The sequence below is a fragment of the Pseudomonas sp. 22082 genome (assembly GCF_052046055.1).
Classification (GTDB): Bacteria; Pseudomonadota; Gammaproteobacteria; order Pseudomonadales; family Pseudomonadaceae; genus Aquipseudomonas; species Aquipseudomonas pharyngis.
The window spans coordinates 60,794-78,587 of sequence record NZ_JBQEQB010000004.1; the positions used below are offsets into that span (position 1 = coordinate 60,794).

Below are 17,794 nucleotides of genomic sequence, written 5' to 3' on the forward strand. Positions count from 1 at the left end.
GTCGAGCGGAGTGGTTATGGGTGACCGGCACGATTACGTGGCCCTTGAATGGGTCAAGGGTGAAATCGCCGAGACGCTGAGGCAGGCGCATCAGGCCATCGAAGCCGTGCTCGACGATCCGCAGTCCGTGCCCGGGCTGGACGAATGCCTGGCCTGCATCCATCAGGTGCACGGCAGCCTGCAGATGGTCGAGTTCTACGGCGCGGCATTGCTCGCCGAAGAAATGGAACACCTGGTCGAAGCGTTGCAGAGCGACCGCGTCAGCCACCGTGACGAAGCGCTGCACTTGCTGTTGCAGGCGCTGGGTCAGTTGCCGATCTACCTCGACCGCGTGCAGGGCGCCCGCCGTGACCTGCCGCTGGTGGTGCTGCCGCTGATCAACGACTTGCGCAGCGCCCGGGGCGAAAGCCTGTTGTCGGAAACCAGCCTGTTCAGCCCGCAGTTGCCTGAACTTGCGTCTTTGGGCGAGGAAACCCTGGCGCTGCTGGAGCCGGCAGAGCTGCCGAATGTGCTGCGCAAATTGCGCCAGATGCTGCAAATGGCGCTGGTCGGATTGCTCCGCGAACAGGATGACCAGACGCACCTCGGTTATCTGGCCAAGGTCTTCACCCGCCTCGAAGCGTTGAGCGGTAACGCGCCGCTGAGCCCGTTGTGGCAAGTCGCCTCGGCGCTGGTCGAAGGCATGCGTGAAGGGCGAATCGCCAACAGCCCGGCGCTGCGCAGCCTGTTCAAGGACGCCGACAAGGAACTCAAGCGCCTGCTCGAACAGGGCATGCCCGGCCTCAACCAGCCGCCACCGCCTGAACTGCTGAAAAGCCTGCTGTTTTATATCGCCAAAGCCGAACACCCCACCGGGCAGATGCTGACCATGAAAGATCGCTACTCCCTGGACGACGCGCTGCCCGACAGCGCGATGGTCGACGAAGAACGCGCGCGCCTGGCCGGCCCTGACCGCGATGCCATGCGCTCGGTGCTCGCGGCGCTGTGCGAAGAGCTGGTGCGGGTCAAGGAACGCCTCGACCTGTTCGTGCGCAGCGACCGCCAGCACGCCTCGGACCTGGACAGCCTGCTGGCACCGCTGCGGCAGATCGCCGACACCCTCGCGGTGCTTGGTTTCGGTCAGCCGCGCAAGGTGATCATCGATCAACTGGCGGTGGTGCTCAGCCTCGCTCAGGGCCAGCGCGAACCGAACGACGCCACGCTGATGGACGTCGCCGGCGCCTTGCTCTACGTCGAAGCGACGCTGGCCGGGATGGTCGGTACGGTGGAGCCGGAGAGCCCGGAAGATTCGCGGCTGCCGACCACCGACCTGACGCAGATTCATCAGATCGTGATCAAGGAAGCGCGTATCTGTCTGCAACAGGCCAAGGACATGATCGTCGACTACATCGACGCCGACTGGGATCGCCAGCAACTGCAAAGCCTGCCGGCGCTGCTGACCCAGGTGCGCGGCGCGCTGGCGATGATTCCGCTGGCGCGCGCGGCCAGCCTGCTCGAAGCCTGCAACGGATTTATCCGCGAGCACCTGTTGCTCGACCCGCACGAGCCGGGCTGGCAGCAACTCGACAACCTCGCCGACGCCATCACCAGCCTCGAGTATTACCTCGAGCGCCTGACCGACGACCCGCAGGCACCCAGCGAACACTTGCTGGATATCGCGCAGAAAAGCCTCGCCAGTCTCGGCTTCTTCCCTGACGAACAGCCTGGCGAGCCGCATGTGCCGGTGCTCGACGATGTGCTCAGCCCCAGCGAAGCGCTGGTGATGCAGGATTTACAGGAGCTGGACGACCCGCAGATCGTGCAGTCGTTGGCCGAAGTGCTGGCCAGCCCGGTCTCGGCGGTCAACCCACCGGCGCTGACCACGCCGGGCAGCCTGCTGCCACCACCGGCCGATGAAGAACCGGTGGATGACGAGCTGCGCGAAGTGTTCCTCGAAGAAACCGGGGAAGTGCTCGAGGTGCTGAGCGACTACCTGCCGCGCTGGTCTGCCGAGCCCGATGACCGCGCCGCCCTCAGTGAGCTGCGCCGCGGCTTCCATACGCTGAAGGGCAGCGGCCGGATGGTGCGTGCGCTGGTCCTCGGCGAGCTGGCCTGGGCGGTGGAAAACCTGCTCAACCGGGTGCTGGAACACAGTGTCGAACCCGGCCCGGCGGTGCGCCAGTTGTTGGCCGACACGCTGCTGCTGTTGCCGGACCTGATCGCCGAATTCGCCACCAACGGTCAGCGCCAGCGCCACGATGTCGATCAACTGGCGGCCCGCGCCCATGCGCTGGCCAAGGGCGACACACCGCTGCCGGCCGAAGACGTGGAAGACGTCGCGGCCCTCGATCCGCTGTTGCTGGAGATTTTCCGCAACGAAGCCGAAACCCACCTCGCCAGCCTCAATCGTTTTCTCGATCAGGCTGCCGAGCATGTGCCGTTGCAGGCCAGCGACGAGTTGCAGCGCGCGCTGCACACCCTCAAGGGCAGCGCCTCGATGGCAGGAGTTTCGCCGATTGCCGAACTGGCGGCGCCGCTGGATAAACTGGCCCGGGAATTCAAGGCCCATCAATTGGCGCTGGACCTCGACGAAGTGGAACTGCTGCTCGAAGCCGAGGGCCTGTTTCGCGTCGGTCTGCGTCAGCTCAAACACGATCCGCTGGCGCCGATTGTCGGCGCGCAGTCGCTGATCAAACGCACCGAAACCCTGCTCGGCGAGCGTTTGGAGTCGATCCTCAGCGCCCCCAGCAGCGCCTTGCGGGTCAAACGCGATCCGCAACTGATCAACAACTTTCTGGCCCAGGGCATGGACATCCTGCTCGATGCCGAAAGCCTCTTGCAGCGCTGGCAGCAGCACCCCGGCGAACGTCAGGAACTCAGCGCGCTGCTCGATGAGCTGACCACCCTGGGCGAGGGCGCGCACCTGGCGGATCTGCTGCCGGTGGATGTGCTGTGCGAAGCACTGCTCGATCTATACGGCGCCGTCGAGGAAAGCAGCCTGGCGGTCAGCGAGCGGTTTTTCCATGAGGCGCAGCAGGCCCACGAAGCGCTGATCAACATGCTCGACGAACTGGCCGCCGGCCAGGAAATCACCCCGCAACCGCAACGCATCCGCGCCTTGCACGAACTGCTCGACGAGAGCCTCGACCCGTCGGCCATGGGCCTGATCCGCAGCGATGGCAGCCGCACCACGAGCATCCGCGAACTGGGCAGCGCCACCGCCGAACTGCAACAACACAGCACCGACAGCGGGCCGGACGACGAGATCGTCGAGATCTTCCTCGAAGAGGCGGTGGACATTCTCGACAGCGCCGGCCAAGCCTTGCAGCGCTGGCTGAAGGATCCGGAAAACGGCGCACCGCTGTCGTCGCTGCAACGGGATTTGCACACGCTCAAGGGCGGCGCGCGGATGGCCGAGGTGGCGGCCGTCGGTGATCTGGCCCATGAACTGGAAGGCCTTTACCAAGGACTGGTGGATCGTCGTTACAGCCACAGCGAAGCCCTGGATCGATTGCTGCGCCAGAGCCACGAGCGCCTGGCGCTGTTCCTCGAACAGTTGCACCGGCACCAGCCGCTGGATCCGGCGCAGGACCTGATCGAGGCGATCCGCCGCTTTCGCCAGGGCTCGAGCGCCAGTCCTGAGACGCCGACCGCTTCCGCCACGCAGGATGGCCCCGCACACGATCCGGAGCTGCTGGAGATCTTCCTTGAGGAAGGTTTCGACATCATCGAAAACTCCGGCGCCGCGTTGCTGCGCTGGCAGGCCGAACCCGGCAATCGCCAGGAAGTGGAAACCCTGCTGCGCGATCTGCACACCCTCAAGGGCGGTGCGCGGATGGTGGAAATCGGCCCGATCGGCGACCTTGCTCATGAGCTGGAAAACCTCTACGAAAGCCTGTCTGCCGGCACCCTGCAGGGCAGCGCCGAACTGTTCGCGCTGTTGCAGCGCGGCCATGACCGCTTGGCGCAGATGCTCGACGGGGTGCGCGCCGGTCAGCCGTGTCCGCCGGCGGACCGGCTGATCAGCGCGATCCAGAATTTCAGCCATCCCGTGCTGGTGCAAACCCCGGCACCCGTGCCGCCGGTTGCGGTCAAGGCCGAGCCTGCGGCCCCGGCGCCCGAGACCGGGGCGGACATGGTCAAGGTCTCCGCCGAACTGCTCGACGAGCTGGTCAACCTCGCTGGCGAAACCTCGATTTTCCGTGGGCGCATCGAGCAGCAAGTCAACGATGCGCAGACCGCCCTGCACGAAATGGAAACCACCATCGAGCGCATGCGCGACCAGTTGCGCCGGCTCGACACCGAAACCCAGGGGCGGATCCTCAGCCGTCAGCAAGTGGATGCCGAACGCCTCGGTTACGAAGATTTCGACCCGCTGGAAATGGACCGCCATTCGCAGTTGCAGCAGCTGTCACGGGCGCTGTTCGAGTCTGCTTCCGACTTGCTGGACTTGAAGGAAACCCTCGACCGGCGCACCCACGACGCGGAGAACCTGTTGCAGCAGCAGGGGCGGATCAACACCGAGTTGCAGGAAGGCCTGATGCGCACGCGCATGGTGCCGTTCGAGCGCATGTTGCCGCGTCTGAAACGCATCGTGCGCCAGGTCGCCGAAGAGCTGGGCAAGGACGTGGCGTTCAGCGTCGGCAACGCCGAGGGCGAGATGGACCGCAACGTCCTCGAGCGCATGGCGGCACCGCTGGAACACATGCTGCGCAATGCCGTCGACCATGGCCTGGAGTCCGCCGAAGTCCGGCTGGCGGCGGGCAAACCGGCGCAGGGGCAGATCAGCCTCGACCTGTCCCGCGAGGGCGGCGACATCGTGTTCGACATCCGCGACGATGGTGCCGGCGTGCCGCTGGATGCCGTGCGGCGCAAGGCGATCAAGCGCGGCCTGCTGGCGCCGGACGCCGAGATCAGCGACCGCGAGGTGTTGCAGTTCATCCTCCAGCCAGGTTTTTCCACGGCCGAGAAAATCACCCAGATTTCCGGGCGCGGCGTGGGCATGGATGTGGTGCATGAAGAAGTGCGGCAACTGGGCGGCACCATGAGCATTGATTCGGTGCCGGGGCAAGGCGTGCATTTTCGCATTCGCCTGCCGTTCACCGTCTCGGTCAACCGTGCGCTGATGGTGCAGTGCGGCGAGGATCAATACGCGATTCCGCTGGACACCATCGACGGCATCGTCCGCGTACTGCCGAATGAACTGGACGGGCATTTCCGTCTCGACCCGCCGACTTATCAGTACGGCGGCCAGCGTTATGAACTGTGCTATCTGGGCGAGCTGCTGAAAACCGCGCCACGGCCGAAACTATCCGGCCAGAGCCTGCCGGTGCCGGTCTTGCTGGTGCAGTGCAACGACCGGTACATCGCGGTGCAGGTCGACACGATGGCCGGCACCCGCGAGATTGTGGTCAAGAGCCTCGGCCCGCAGTTTGCCTCGGTGCAGGGCGTGTCCGGGGCGACAATCCTCGGCGATGGCCGGGTGGTGCTGATTCTCGACCTGCTGGCGCCGATCCGCGCGATGCAGGCGCGGTTGCCGCAGCGCCCGGCCAGTCACGAAATCGAAAGCGAACCGCACAAGCCGTTGCTGGTGATGGTGGTCGACGACTCGGTGACGGTGCGCAAGGTCACCAGCCGTTTGCTCGAACGCCACGGCATGAACGTGCTGACCGCCAAGGACGGGGTCGATGCGATGCTGCTGCTGGAGGAGCACATGCCGGACCTGATGCTGCTCGACATCGAAATGCCGCGCATGGACGGCTTCGAAGTGGCGACTCAGGTGCGCCACGACGAACGCCTGCAACACCTGCCGATCATCATGATCACCTCGCGCACCGGCCAGAAACACCGCGACCGCGCGATGGCCATCGGCGTCAACGACTACCTCGGCAAGCCGTACCAGGAATCGGTGCTGCTCGAAAGCATCGCCCTGTGGAGCAAAAAACATGCATGAAACCCGGCACAACCAACGCAGCAGCCAGCTCACCGGGCTGCTGCTGCCGCTGGCGGATCGCAACCTGATCCTGCCCAACGTCGCCGTCGCCGAGCTGATCGACTACCAGTCCAGCGCCTTCGATCTCGACACGCCGCCGTGGTATCTGGGGCGGGTGACCTGGCGCGAGCGGCAGATTCCGCTGCTGAGTTTCGAGTCGGCGTGCGGCAACAGGATCGTCATCGGCGAGCGGGCACGGATCGTCATCCTCAATGCCCTGGGCGGGCGGCCGGAGTTGAAGTTCATCGCGCTGCTGGTGCAGGGGATTCCGCGCTCGTACAAGCTCGACAGCCAGTTGAGTTATGTCGACGTGCCGTTGTGTGCGCTGGAGCAGGCGGCGGTGCAGGTCGGGGAGCAGGTGGCGAAGGTGCCGGATTTGTTGGCATTGGAGAAATTGTTGGTGGATGCGGGGCTTGTCCACTGATCGTTACGCTCACCGTAACGGTTCGCCACCGCGCTTGATTGATGCCCCTCGATCACACTCCTAAGGTAGCTCCACGACAGCGAACCCTGTGGAGTGAGCATGACAACAACCCTTTCCCCCGACTCGCGCTGGACGCGGCGGCGTGACGAGAAGCAGCGGCGCCTCGACAAGGTGCGCGGGCTGGCCGACGGTGCGGTGTTGCCCACCGACAAAATCGTCGCGGCACTTGAGGCGCTGATCCTGCCCGGCGACCGTGTGGTACTGGAGGGCAACAACCAGAAGCAGGCGGATTTCCTCTCGCGCTCTCTGGCCAAGGCCGATCCTGAAAAGCTCCACGACCTGCACATGATCATGCCCAGCGTCGGCCGTTCCGAGCATCTGGACCTGTTCGAACGCGGCATCGCCCGCAAGCTCGATTTCTCCTTCGCCGGCACCCAGAGCCTGCGCATCAGCCAGTTGCTCGAAGACGGTCTGCTGGAAATCGGCGCGATCCACACCTACATCGAACTCTACGCCCGGCTGGTGGTGGACCTGATCCCCAACGTCGTGCTCTCGGCCGGATTCATGGCCGACCGTGCCGGCAACATCTACACCGGCCCAAGCACCGAAGACACCCCGGCGCTGATCGAACCGGCCGCGTTCAGTGACGGCATCGTCATCGTCCAGGTCAATCAACTGGTGGACGACGTCAGCGAACTGCCCCGGGTGGATATTCCGGCGTCGTGGGTCGATTTCGTGGTGGTGGCGGACAAGCCGTTCTACATCGAGCCGCTGTTCACTCGCGACCCTCGGCACATCAAACCGGTGCACGTGCTGATGGCGATGATGGCGATCCGCGGGATCTACGAAAAACACAATGTGCAGTCGCTGAACCACGGCATCGGTTTCAACACCGCCGCCATTGAACTGATCCTGCCGACCTACGGCGAATCCCTCGGCCTCAAGGGCAAGATCTGCCGCAACTGGACGCTCAATCCGCACCCGACCCTGATCCCGGCGATTGAAAGCGGTTGGGTCGAAAGCGTGCATTGCTTCGGCACCGAACTGGGCATGGAAAACTACATTGCCGCCCGGCCTGATGTGTTCTTCACCGGTCGTGACGGCTCGCTGCGTTCCAACCGGATGTTCTGCCAACTGGCCGGGCAGTACGCGGTGGACCTGTTCATCGGCGCGACCCTGCAAGTCGATGGCGACGGCCATTCCTCCACCGTGACCCGTGGCCGTCTCGCCGGTTTCGGCGGCGCGCCGAACATGGGCCACGATCCACGCGGCCGTCGTCACGGTACTCCGGCCTGGCTCGATATGCGCCATGACGATTCGCAGCAACCGATGCTCGAACGCGGCAAGAAACTGGTGGTGCAAATGGTCGAGACCTTCCAGGAGGGCGGCAAACCGACCTTCGTCGAAACCCTCGACGCGGTTGAGGTGGCGAAGAAAAGCGGCATGCCGCTCGCGCCGATAATGATCTACGGCGACGACGTCACCCACCTGCTGACCGAAGAAGGCATCGCCTACCTGTACAAGGCACGTTCGCTGGAGGAGCGTCAGGCGATGATCGCAGCGGTGGCCGGCGTCACCGCCATCGGCCTGCGCCACAACCCGAAAGACACCGAACGCATGCGCCGCGAAGGCCTGATTGCCTTGCCCGAAGACCTCGGCATCCGTCGCACCGACGCCACCCGCGAATTGCTGGCGGCGAAAAGCGTGGCCGATCTGGTCGAGTGGTCCGGCGGCCTCTACAACGCGCCCGCCAAGTTCAGGAGCTGGTAATGCACGCATTCAACCTGCAACCGAAAACCATCACCCTTGCGGAACGGCTGGCGGACCTGGCCGTGGACGCGCTGATCGACGAAGCCGACCTGTCGCCGAAACCGGCGCTGGTCGACCGTCGCGGCAACGGTGCGCACACCGATCTGCACCTGGGATTGATGCATGCCTCGGCGCTGGCGTTGTGGCCGGCGTTCAAGGAAATGGCCGAAGCCGCGCTCGAGTTCGGCGAGATCGGCTTGCCGCTGCGCGAAGCCATCGGCCGCATCGGACGAGAAGGCGAACAAGCGATGCTCGCCACCACCCACGGTGTGAACACCCATCGCGGGGCGATCTGGGCGCTGGGCCTGTTGGTCACGGCGGCTGCGCTGGACACGAAATCCACCAGCGCCAGTGCCGTCACTCTGCGCGTTGCGCGTCTGGCGTTGCTCGATGACCGTTATGCGCCGCGTCCGCTGAGCCATGGCGCCCAAGTCGCCCAACGCTATGGCGCTCGCGGCGCCCGGGAAGAAGCGCAACTCGGCTTCCCGTCCGTAGTGCAGCGTGGCCTGCCGCAGCTCAAACGCAGCCGCGCCGCCGGCCATGGCGAACAGAACGCCCGGCTCGATGCCTTGCTCGCAATCATGACTGAGCTGGCCGACACCTGCGTGCTGTACCGCGCCGGCGAACAGGGCCTGCACGCCATGCAACATGGCGCCCAGGCAGTGCTTGACGTCGGCGGCAGCGCCAGCCTCACCGGTCGCCGTCGCCTGCACGAACTCGATCAACAACTCATCGCATTGAATGCCTCGCCCGGTGGCGCCGCCGACTTGCTCGCCGCCACGTTGTTGCTTGATCGAATCGAGCGCGACGGCATCCTTCAGGGAGCGTTTTGATGGAAACCTTATCCTTTGAATTCCCCGCCGGGCAGCCGCCGCGCGGTCGGGCGCTGGTCGGTTGTGTCGGCTCCGGCGATCTGGAAGTGCTGATCGAACCGGGCCTGGCCGGCAAGCTGACGATCAACGTGCAGACTTCAGTCAACGGTGCCGAGCAGCGCTGGCAGCATCTGTTCGCACGGATGTTCGACGGCACCACGCCACCGGCGATGGCCATCGATATCCACGACTTCGGTGCGACCCCGGGTGTGGTGCGCCTGCGGCTGGAACAAGGCTTCGAGGAGATCGGCCATGACTGACACCTCGGCACTTTTGCACAAGCATTCGTTCGTCGAACTTGGCGCACGGCAGCGGGCGAAAGCCTTGCTCGACGCCGGCACCTTCCGCGAACTGCTCGACCCGTTTCAACGCGTCATGTCGCCATGGCTCGAACGTCAGGGCGTGGTGCCACAGGCCGATGACGGCGTGGTGATCGCCAAGGGCAGCCTCGATGGTTTGCCGGTGGTGATCGCGGCCATCGAAGGTGCGTTTCAGGGCGGTAGCCTCGGTGAAGTCGGCGGCGCGAAAATCGCCGGCGCGCTGGAACTGGCCGCCGAGGACAACCGCAAAGGCATCCCGACCCGCGCCATCCTGCTGCTGGAAACCGGCGGCGTGCGCCTGCAGGAAGCCAACCTTGGGCTGGCGGCGATTGCCGATATCCACGCGGCGATTGTCGACTTGCAGCAATACCAACCCGTGGTCGGTGTGGTGGCCGGCAGCGTCGGTTGCTTTGGCGGGATGTCGATTGCCGCCGCGCTGTGCAGCTATTTGCTGGTGACCCAGGAAGCACGCCTCGGCCTGAACGGCCCGCAGGTGATCGAGCAGGAAGCCGGGATCGAGGAGTACGACTCTCGCGACCGGCCCTTCATCTGGAGCCTGACCGGTGGCGAGCAACGGTTTGCCAGCGGCCTGGTGGATCGCTATGTCGCCGATGACGTGGCGCAGATTCGCGGGCAGGTCGGCGAGTTGCTGCAACAGGGCCTGCCAGCGCAACCGCGCAGTCAACGGGCCGAGTGGTTCCTGCAACGCCTGACGAGCCTGGACACTGACAAGCAAATCGAGCCTTCGGTGGTTCGCGATCTGTATCAAGGAGAGCGCTCATGAGTGGTTATTCCGTGCGCGGTTTGAACTGGTTCAACGCCTTGAGCGCTGGCGCGAATGCCGTTGAAGGTTTACCGCCCTCGCTGAAGGTCGCCGACGGGGCACTCGGGCGTTTTATCGCCGTGGTCGCCGATCCGCAAAACCGTTTCCCTCGCGCTCGCAACGGCGAAGTCGGTTTGCTCGAAGGCTGGGGCCTGGCCAAGGCGGTGGATGACGCGATCACCGCCGACCAGGACAAATCGCAAAAGCGCCCCTTGATCGCCATCGTCGATGTGCCGAGCCAGGCCTATGGTCGCCGCGAAGAAGCCCTCGGCATTCATCAGGCCCTGGCGGGTGCGGCGCACGCTTATGCCCGCGCCCGTCTGGCCGGGCATCCGGTGATTGCGCTGCTGGTGGGCAAGGCCATGTCCGGGGCGTTTCTCGCTCACGGATATCAGGCCAATCGCTTGATCGCCCTGCGTGATCCGGGGGTGATGGTGCATGCGATGGGCAAGGCGTCGGCGGCGCGGGTGACGTTGCGCAGCGTTGAAGAACTGGAAGCCCTGGCGTCCAGCGTGCCGCCGATGGCCTATGACATCGACAGCTACGCCAGCCTCGGATTGCTCTGGGAAACCTTGTCGGTGCAGCAGATCGAACAGCCGACGGCGGAGGATCTGGCGCGGGTCGGCGAATGCCTGAAGCAAGCCATCGAAGATGTTGGTGCGACTGATTTGAGCAATCGTCTCGGCGCGAAAAACCGCGAAGCCTCCAGCCGTGTACGTGAATTGCTGAGGGCGCAGTGGTGAACAGCGTTCTCGCCCACGACCTGCTGTGGGGCATGACGCCGGCGCAGTTGCCGGCGGATGCGCCGCAGTGGGCGATTGATTCGCTGGCTGGCGGGCAACCGGTGGTGGTGCGGCGGGCGTTGAGTGAAGACGGATTCGTGGCGGTGGGCGTGCGCGGTCGGTTGCGCGAGCAGCGGCTGGCGGCGTTTATGTCTGTCGATTCGATTGCCTGTCGGGTCAGCCCGGAAGCGCTTTGTCATGTAGAGAGCGCGCGTGATCTGCCGGTCATGCAGGCGCTGCGGCAACTGCGGCCGGTGCTCGATGATTGCGGTTGGATCTGGGGTGTCAGTGGCAGTGTCGGGTTTGAGCTGGCCAGTGGATTTACGGCAATGCACGAGCGCAGCGATCTCGACTTGATTCTGCGTACGCCGCAACTCATCACCCGTAACCAGGCGCGCAAACTGGTGGCGCATCTCGATCAGGCGATCTGCCGGGTCGACCTGCAATTGCAGACGCCGTTCGGTGCCGTCGCCCTGCGCGAATGGGCCGGGAATGCTTCACGGGTGCTGCTGAAAAACGCCCATGAAGCCTGTCTGGTGTCTGATCCGTGGAACCCGCAGGAGCAGGCAGCGTGAGCAGCCTGCTGGTGTTTCCCGGCCAGGGCGCGCAACAGCCCGGCATGCTTCAGCGTTTGCCTCGGGAAACGCTGATCGAGGCCAGCGACGAGCTCGGTGAAGATGTCTTGCGGCTGGATTCCAGCGAAGCGCTGCGCAGCACCCGGGCGGTTCAGCTCTGCTTGCTGATCGCCGGCGTTGCAGCCTCGCGGCAGTTGTTGCAGGACGAACTCACCGCAGATTACGTCGCCGGCCTGTCCATTGGAGCGTATCCGGCAGCGGTGGTCGCCGGAGCGTTGAGCTTCAGCGATGCGCTGCATCTGGTCAGCCTGCGCGGCGAGTTGATGCAGCAGGCTTATCCACAGGGCTTCGGCATGACCGCGATCATCGGCCTGCAATTATCCACAGTCGAAATGCTGCTGGCGCAGGTGCACGGCGCAGAAACACCGGTGTACCTGGCCAATATCAACGCCGATAACCAGGTGGTGATTGCCGGCAGCGACAAGGCGATGCAAGCGGTCGCCGAGCTGGCGCGCAGTCGTGGCGCCGGTCTGGCAAGACGGCTGGCGGTCAGCGTGCCGTCGCACTGCCCGTTGCTGGATGAGCCTGCGCAAACCCTCGCCGAAGCGTTCACCAGGGTAGAACTGAAAACACCGAACATCGCTTACCTGAGCGGCAGTCGCGCCAGGCCTGTGACCAACGTAGAAGCGCTGCGCGACGACCTCGCCTTCAACATGTGCCGCGTGGTGGACTGGCGCGGCACCGTACAAAGCGCCTACGAGCGCGGCGTACGTCTACAGATCGAACTGCCGCCCGGTGCGGTGCTGACCGGGCTGGCGCGCCGGGTGTTCGAACAGGGGACTGTCACTGCCTTCGACAGTGCCCGGCTCGACACCTTGCAGGCGCTGTTGCGTGAAGAGGAGGGCCGCCGACTCTAGACCGCTGCGACTCAGGCTTCGAACAACAAAAACAATTCGACGATGCACTTTGAGGACTACAACAATGATTATTTACGGTGTGGCGCTGCTGGCGATCTGTACGCTGGCAGGGGTGATCATGGGTGACATGCTCGGTGTTCTTCTGGGCGTCAAATCCAACGTCGGCGGGGTCGGCATCGCGATGATCCTGTTGATCTGCGCGCGGTTGTGGATGCAGAAACGCGGCGGCATGACCAAGGATTGCGAGATGGGCGTCGGCTTCTGGGGCGCCATGTACATTCCCGTGGTGGTGGCGATGGCCGCGCAACAGAACGTCGTCACCGCCCTGCACGGCGGCCCGGTGGCGGTGCTGGCGGCGATCGGTTCGGTGGTGGTCTGTGGCTGCACGATTGCTTTGATCAGCCGCACCCATAAAGGCGAGCCTTTGCCCGACGAGCCGGCGGAAATCTCCCCGGTCGGCACACCGGTAGGAGGTCGCTGACATGTGGGATCTCATTGAAAAGGGTCTGGAACACAACGGTCTGATCACCGCGTTCGCCTTCGTCGGCGTGATCATGTGGGTCTCGGTGATTCTCTCCAAACGCCTGACGTTCGGGCGGATTCACGGCTCGGCGATTGCCATCGTCATCGGCCTGGTGCTGGCCTGGGTCGGCGGCACCATGACCGGCGGGCAGAAGGGCCTGGCGGACCTGACGCTGTTCTCCGGCATCGGCCTGATGGGTGGCGCGATGCTGCGGGACTTCGCCATTGTTGCCACGGCGTTTGAAGTGCAGGCGACCGAGGCGAAGAAGGCCGGGATGATCGGCGTGATTGCGCTGCTGCTGGGCACGATCCTGCCGTTCATTGTCGGTGCGTGCATGGCTTACGCGTTCGGTTATCGCGATGCGGTGAGTATGACCACCATCGGCGCCGGTGCGGTGACTTACATTGTCGGGCCGGTGACCGGTGCGGCGATTGGCGCGACTTCGGATGTGATGGCGCTGTCGATTGCCACCGGGTTGATCAAGGCGATTCTGGTGATGGTCGGCACGCCCGTGGCGGCGCGCTGGATGGGCCTGGATAACCCGCGCTCGGCGATGGTGTTTGGCGGGCTGGCCGGGACGGTGAGTGGCGTGACGGCGGGGCTGGCGGCGACGGATCGGCGGTTGGTGCCTTATGGGGCGTTGACGGCTACTTTCCACACCGGATTGGGTTGTCTGCTTGGGCCTTCGTTGCTGTTCTTCATCGTGCGCGGGATTGTGGGTTAGGTTTGGATGATCGTTCCCACGCTTCGCGTGGGAACGATCATTGTGAGCCTTGGCGATTCGCATACATCCGACACTCCGCCAGCAACGCCAGCAAATTCGGATCCCGCTCTTTAGCCTTCAAAAAAACCACGCCAATGTGCTGCTGCAACCGGTACTTCTCCTGCAGCGGAATCAGCTTCACCCGGTTCTCGTACACCGCCGCAATCCTCCCCGGCAGCAACGCATAACCGACCCCGGAACTGACCATGCTCAGCAGGGTGAAGATGTCGTTGACCTGCATCGCTACCTTCGGCTCGAACCCCGCCTGCCGGAACACTCGGATGCCGTCCTGGTGGGTGGCGAAGCCTTGGGTGAGGGTGATGAAGGTTTCGTCGCGCACCTCCGCCAGGTCCACTTCGCTGCGTTGGGCGAAGCGCGAATCGGCCGGGGTGGCGAGGAAAATGTCGTCGGAAAACAGTGGAATCTGCTCGCAGTCCGGGTCGTTGACGGTGTCGTCCAGCGACACCAGGATCGCGTCGACTTCCATGTTTTTCAGCTTGTAGAGCAGGTCGATGTTCGAGCCGAGGATCAGGTCGATGTTGAGTTCGCTGCGGCGGATCTTCAAACCCATGATCAATTGCGGCACGGTCTTCACCGTCAGCGAATACAGCGAGCCGAGCTTGAAGCGCTCGGCCGAGAACCCGGCGGCTTCGCGGGTCAGGCGCACGCTTTCGACCACGTCCTGAATCAGCTTCTGCGCCCGCTCTTCGAGCACGTAGGCGCTTTCCAGCGGTGTCAGGTTGCGCCCTTCGTGTTTGAACAGCGGACAGCGCAGGGCGCTTTCCAGCGAATGGATCGCGCGGTGCACGCTGACGTTGCTGGTCTGCAACTCGGCGGCGGCGCGGGCGAGGTTGCCGGTGCGCATGAAGGCGAGGAACACCTCGAGTTTCTTCAGGGTCAATTCTTCGTCGATCAGCATGGCGCGAACTCTTCTTGGTATCGCTCGATTGTGCCCAAATATCAGGACAGGTGCCTGCCTGCGTTGAACGGAAACATTGCGCTTTTACGCTCAAGGCCCGAGCCTTGCGCGTTGCGGTAAATGAAATCGAGGTGTGCGACACATGTATCACGGAGAAAAACTGAACGCCTGGACGCATCTGGTCGGTGCGGTAGCGGCGTTTGTCGGGGGCGTCTGGATGCTGGTGATTGCCAGCCTCGACGGCAGCCCTTGGAAGATCGTCAGCGTGGCGATTTATGCCTTTACGTTGCTGGTGCTCTACAGCGCGTCCACCGTGTACCACAGCGTGCGCGGGCGCAAGAAAGCGATCATGAAAAAGGTCGATCACTTTTCGATCTACCTGCTGATCGCCGGCAGTTACACGCCGTTCTGCCTGGTGACCCTGCGCGGGCCGTGGGGCTGGACGCTGTTCGGGATTGTCTGGGGGCTGGCGCTGATCGGCATCCTGCAGGAGATCAAGCCACGCTCGGAGGCGCGGATCCTGTCGATCGTGATCTACGCGGTGATGGGCTGGATCGTGCTGGTGGCGGTCAAGCCGCTGATCGCGGCGCTGGGGACGGCGGGGTTTGCCTGGCTGGCGTCGGGCGGCGTGCTGTACACCGTGGGGATCATCTTCTTCGCCCTCGACCATCGGTTGCGGCATGCCCACGGGATCTGGCATCTGTTCGTGATCGCCGGGAGCCTGCTGCATTTTGTGGCGATTCTGTTTTACGTCCTTTAACCAGGGTTATCCCCAATTCATTGTGGGAGCAAGCCCGCTCCCACATTAGATCTATGCAGGGTTCAGGTTGTTGAGTTGTTCGCCGGCGCGTTGACTGAAGATCTCCAGCAAACCATTCAGCGTATGCGGCGGCGGTTCGGTGGCGCGGGTCACCGCGTAAAGCGTGATCGGCAGCGGCGGGGCGAGAGGGCGAATAGTGGTGGTGGCCGATGAGGCACCCAGCGCGGTGAACGGATCGATCACCGCGACCCCGGCGCCGGACTCCACCATCGCCCGCGCCAGCGAATACGTCTGCACGGCAATCCGCACACGCGGCGGTGGCTCGACCGCTTCGAGATAACTATCGAGGCGGGCGGCCAGCGGGTCGGCGCTGGACAGCCCGATCAGCGGCGCTCCCGCCAACGCCATCAGCGGCAACGGCTGACCGGCATCTTCCTGCGGCCAATAACCTCTCGGTGCCAATGCCACCAGAACTCCCGAGGCCAATGCCTGGGCCTTCAGCCCCGGATGGTCCGGCAACTGCAACGTCAGGGCCACGTCCACTTCGCGCATCAGCAGGTTCTGCATCAGCTCGCGGCTGTGGGCGCTCGACAGTTCGCAGGCGATGTCCGGGAACTGTGCCGTCCATTGCCGGATCGCCGGCGGCAGCAACGACAGCGCCAGCGCCGGGGTCGCGCCGATCCGCAGGCTGTGGCCGGGTTCGCGGCGCAGGCTCTGGGCCAGACGCCGCACGCCTTGCAGGCTTTCGGTGACCTTGTCGACTTCGCGCTCAAGTTCCAGCGCTTCCGGAGTCGCCTGCAACTTGCCGCGCACCCGCAGAAACAATGGAAAACCCAACTGCTGCTCGGCGTGCTGCAACACCTTGGTCACCGCCGGTTGCGAGACGTGCAGCAACTGCGCAGCGGCGCTGATCGAGCCGGTCTGGCGAATGGCCTGGAAAATCTCGATATGTCGAAGGCGCATGACGATCCCATAACCTTTGTTTATAGGTTTGGCATCTTTATTCATTGTTCGGCGCCTGTCACCTCGCCCTAACCTCGGCCTCGTCTTCAAGAACGATTAAGGACGGACATGGCTCAGCGTGTGTGCATCATCGGCGGCGGCGTGATCGGCTTGGCAACGGCCTGGGCGCTGGTGCGCGACGGCTTCGAGGTGACGGTGGTCGAGGCGCGGCAGTCGCTGGGCAGCGAAACCAGCTTCGCCAACGGCGGCCAGTTGTCCTACCGCTACGTCGCGCCGCTGGCCGATGCCGGCGTGCCGTTGCAGGCGATCGGCTGGATGCTGCGCGGCGATTCACCGCTGAAATTGCGCCCGCGCCTGGACCCGGCGCAGTGGCGCTGGATGGCCTCGTTTCTCGCCGCGTGCCGCACCTCGGTCAACCGTGAGAACGCTGCGCATCTGCTGCGTCTGGCGTTGTTCAGCCAGAGCACCCTGAAACGCTGGCGTGAGGACGACGGGCTCACCGGTTTCAATTGGCGGCGCAACGGCAAACTGGTGACCTTCCGCAACGCCGCCAGCTTCGAGCATGCACGCAAAGGCCTCGCCGATCCGCAGCAACAGCAGGTGTTGTCCGCCACCGAATGTGCGCAACTGGAAACGGCACTGACCGATGCGCCGTTTGTAGGCGCGATCTACACGCCGGATGAAGAAGTCGGTGACTGTCACGGTTTCTGCCAACAGTTGGCGGCGAGATTGGAAGCGTCGGGCCGCTGCGAATTTCGTCTCGGTCAGGCAGTCACCGGCATTCGTCACAGCCACGGCGCGGTATCGGCCATTGAACTTGGCGAAGAGACCCTGCCGGTCGAACAACTGGTAATCGCCGCCGGCCATCGCAGCCCGTTGCTCGCGCTGCCCGGCCTGCGCCTGCCGCTGTATCCGCTGAAGGGCTACAGCCTGACCGTGCCGATTGGCAACGAGCACCGGGCGCCGGGCGTGAGCATCACCGACTACGACCGCAAGATCGTCTACGCGCGTATCGGCGAACAACTGCGGGTGGCGGCGATGGTCGACATCGTCGGTTTCGACCCGGCGGTGGACCCCGAGCGACTGGCGCTGATCAAGCGCCAGGCCCGCGACACCTTTCCCGACGCCGGCCACTATGACGCCGCCGTCGAATGGGCCGGCATGCGTCCGGCCACCCCCACCGGCGTTCCGCTGCTGGGCGCCACGGCCTATCGCAATCTGTGGCTCAACCTCGGCCACGGCGCGCTCGGTTTCACCCTGGCCTGCGGCAGCGGGCAGTTGCTCAGCGAACTGATCGGCCAGCAGCGCACATCCATTGATCTGCACGGGTTCAATCCCCGTGCGGCGTGACGGTTTCTGCTAAAACACCCCAC

General features: G+C 64.3%; 15 protein-coding genes. 13 read left to right on the plus strand and 2 right to left on the minus strand.

Annotation, left to right across the window (positions count from 1 at the left end; translation table 11 throughout):
* The first annotated feature begins 16 nt into the window (after positions 1–16).
* From ACTJK9_RS06250 to madM, 11 genes are all read left to right on the plus strand, one after another.
* Entirely contained in the window at positions 17–5,932 is a 5,916-nt protein-coding gene (locus ACTJK9_RS06250; RefSeq protein ID WP_440812909.1) for an Hpt domain-containing protein, read from the plus strand.
* Complete coding sequence (locus tag ACTJK9_RS06255; RefSeq protein ID WP_221398265.1) at positions 5,925–6,395, plus strand: chemotaxis protein CheW; 471 nt, start codon at positions 5,925–5,927, stop codon at positions 6,393–6,395. Before ACTJK9_RS06250 ends, ACTJK9_RS06255 begins: the two co-directional genes overlap by 8 nt.
* Before the next feature lie 99 nt (positions 6,396–6,494).
* On the plus strand, positions 6,495–8,165 hold the full coding sequence (gene mdcA, locus ACTJK9_RS06260) for a malonate decarboxylase subunit alpha (protein ID WP_440812913.1): 1,671 nt from the start codon (positions 6,495–6,497) through the stop codon (positions 8,163–8,165).
* Positions 8,165–9,037 (plus strand): triphosphoribosyl-dephospho-CoA synthase, encoded by an 873-nt coding sequence (locus ACTJK9_RS06265; protein WP_440812915.1) that lies wholly within the window; start codon positions 8,165–8,167, stop codon positions 9,035–9,037. The genes mdcA and ACTJK9_RS06265 overlap by 1 nt, the downstream gene beginning before the upstream one ends.
* Entirely contained in the window at positions 9,037–9,336 is a 300-nt protein-coding gene (locus ACTJK9_RS06270; protein ID WP_039767948.1) for a malonate decarboxylase subunit delta, read from the plus strand. Before ACTJK9_RS06265 ends, ACTJK9_RS06270 begins: the two co-directional genes overlap by 1 nt.
* On the plus strand, positions 9,329–10,180 hold the full coding sequence (locus ACTJK9_RS06275) for a biotin-independent malonate decarboxylase subunit beta (protein WP_440812918.1): 852 nt from the start codon (positions 9,329–9,331) through the stop codon (positions 10,178–10,180). Before ACTJK9_RS06270 ends, ACTJK9_RS06275 begins: the two co-directional genes overlap by 8 nt.
* Positions 10,177–10,962: a biotin-independent malonate decarboxylase subunit gamma gene (gene mdcE / locus ACTJK9_RS06280; RefSeq protein WP_085611964.1), complete on the plus strand. Its 786-nt coding sequence runs from the start codon at positions 10,177–10,179 to the stop codon at positions 10,960–10,962. Before ACTJK9_RS06275 ends, mdcE begins: the two co-directional genes overlap by 4 nt.
* Positions 10,956–11,576: a malonate decarboxylase holo-ACP synthase gene (locus ACTJK9_RS06285; RefSeq protein ID WP_440812921.1), complete on the plus strand. Its 621-nt coding sequence runs from the start codon at positions 10,956–10,958 to the stop codon at positions 11,574–11,576. The genes mdcE and ACTJK9_RS06285 overlap by 7 nt, the downstream gene beginning before the upstream one ends.
* Entirely contained in the window at positions 11,573–12,493 is a 921-nt protein-coding gene (gene mdcH / locus ACTJK9_RS06290) for a malonate decarboxylase subunit epsilon (protein WP_440812924.1), read from the plus strand. The genes ACTJK9_RS06285 and mdcH overlap by 4 nt, the downstream gene beginning before the upstream one ends.
* A gap of 64 nt (positions 12,494–12,557) precedes the next feature.
* Positions 12,558–12,974, plus strand: a complete 417-nt coding sequence (madL, locus tag ACTJK9_RS06295; protein ID WP_008063455.1) for a malonate transporter subunit MadL — start codon at positions 12,558–12,560, stop codon at positions 12,972–12,974.
* A gap of 1 nt (position 12,975) precedes the next feature.
* Positions 12,976–13,740 (plus strand): malonate transporter subunit MadM, encoded by a 765-nt coding sequence (madM, locus tag ACTJK9_RS06300; protein ID WP_007953314.1) that lies wholly within the window; start codon positions 12,976–12,978, stop codon positions 13,738–13,740.
* 37 nt (positions 13,741–13,777) lie between these two features.
* On the opposite strand, the gene ACTJK9_RS06305 is transcribed toward madM, so the two are convergent.
* Positions 13,778–14,698, minus strand: coding sequence for a LysR family transcriptional regulator (locus tag ACTJK9_RS06305; protein WP_064380129.1), 921 nt, complete (start codon positions 14,696–14,698; stop codon positions 13,778–13,780).
* A 142-nt stretch (positions 14,699–14,840) separates the two neighbouring features.
* Between ACTJK9_RS06305 and trhA the strand changes: the two genes are divergently transcribed.
* Complete coding sequence (gene trhA, locus ACTJK9_RS06310) at positions 14,841–15,458, plus strand: PAQR family membrane homeostasis protein TrhA (protein WP_011336351.1); 618 nt, start codon at positions 14,841–14,843, stop codon at positions 15,456–15,458.
* A 51-nt stretch (positions 15,459–15,509) separates the two neighbouring features.
* On the opposite strand, the gene ACTJK9_RS06315 is transcribed toward trhA, so the two are convergent.
* A complete protein-coding gene (locus ACTJK9_RS06315; protein ID WP_440812927.1) occupies positions 15,510–16,421 on the minus strand; it encodes a LysR family transcriptional regulator in 912 nt (303 codons plus the stop codon).
* Between the two features lie 108 nt (positions 16,422–16,529).
* Here ACTJK9_RS06315 and ACTJK9_RS06320 point away from each other — a divergent pair, with 108 nt between their 5' ends.
* The gene (locus ACTJK9_RS06320; RefSeq protein ID WP_085611961.1) at positions 16,530–17,771 is read left to right on the plus strand and encodes a D-amino acid dehydrogenase; all 1,242 of its coding nucleotides are present in this window, start codon (positions 16,530–16,532) and stop codon (positions 17,769–17,771) included.
* Positions 17,772–17,794 lie beyond the last annotated feature (23 nt).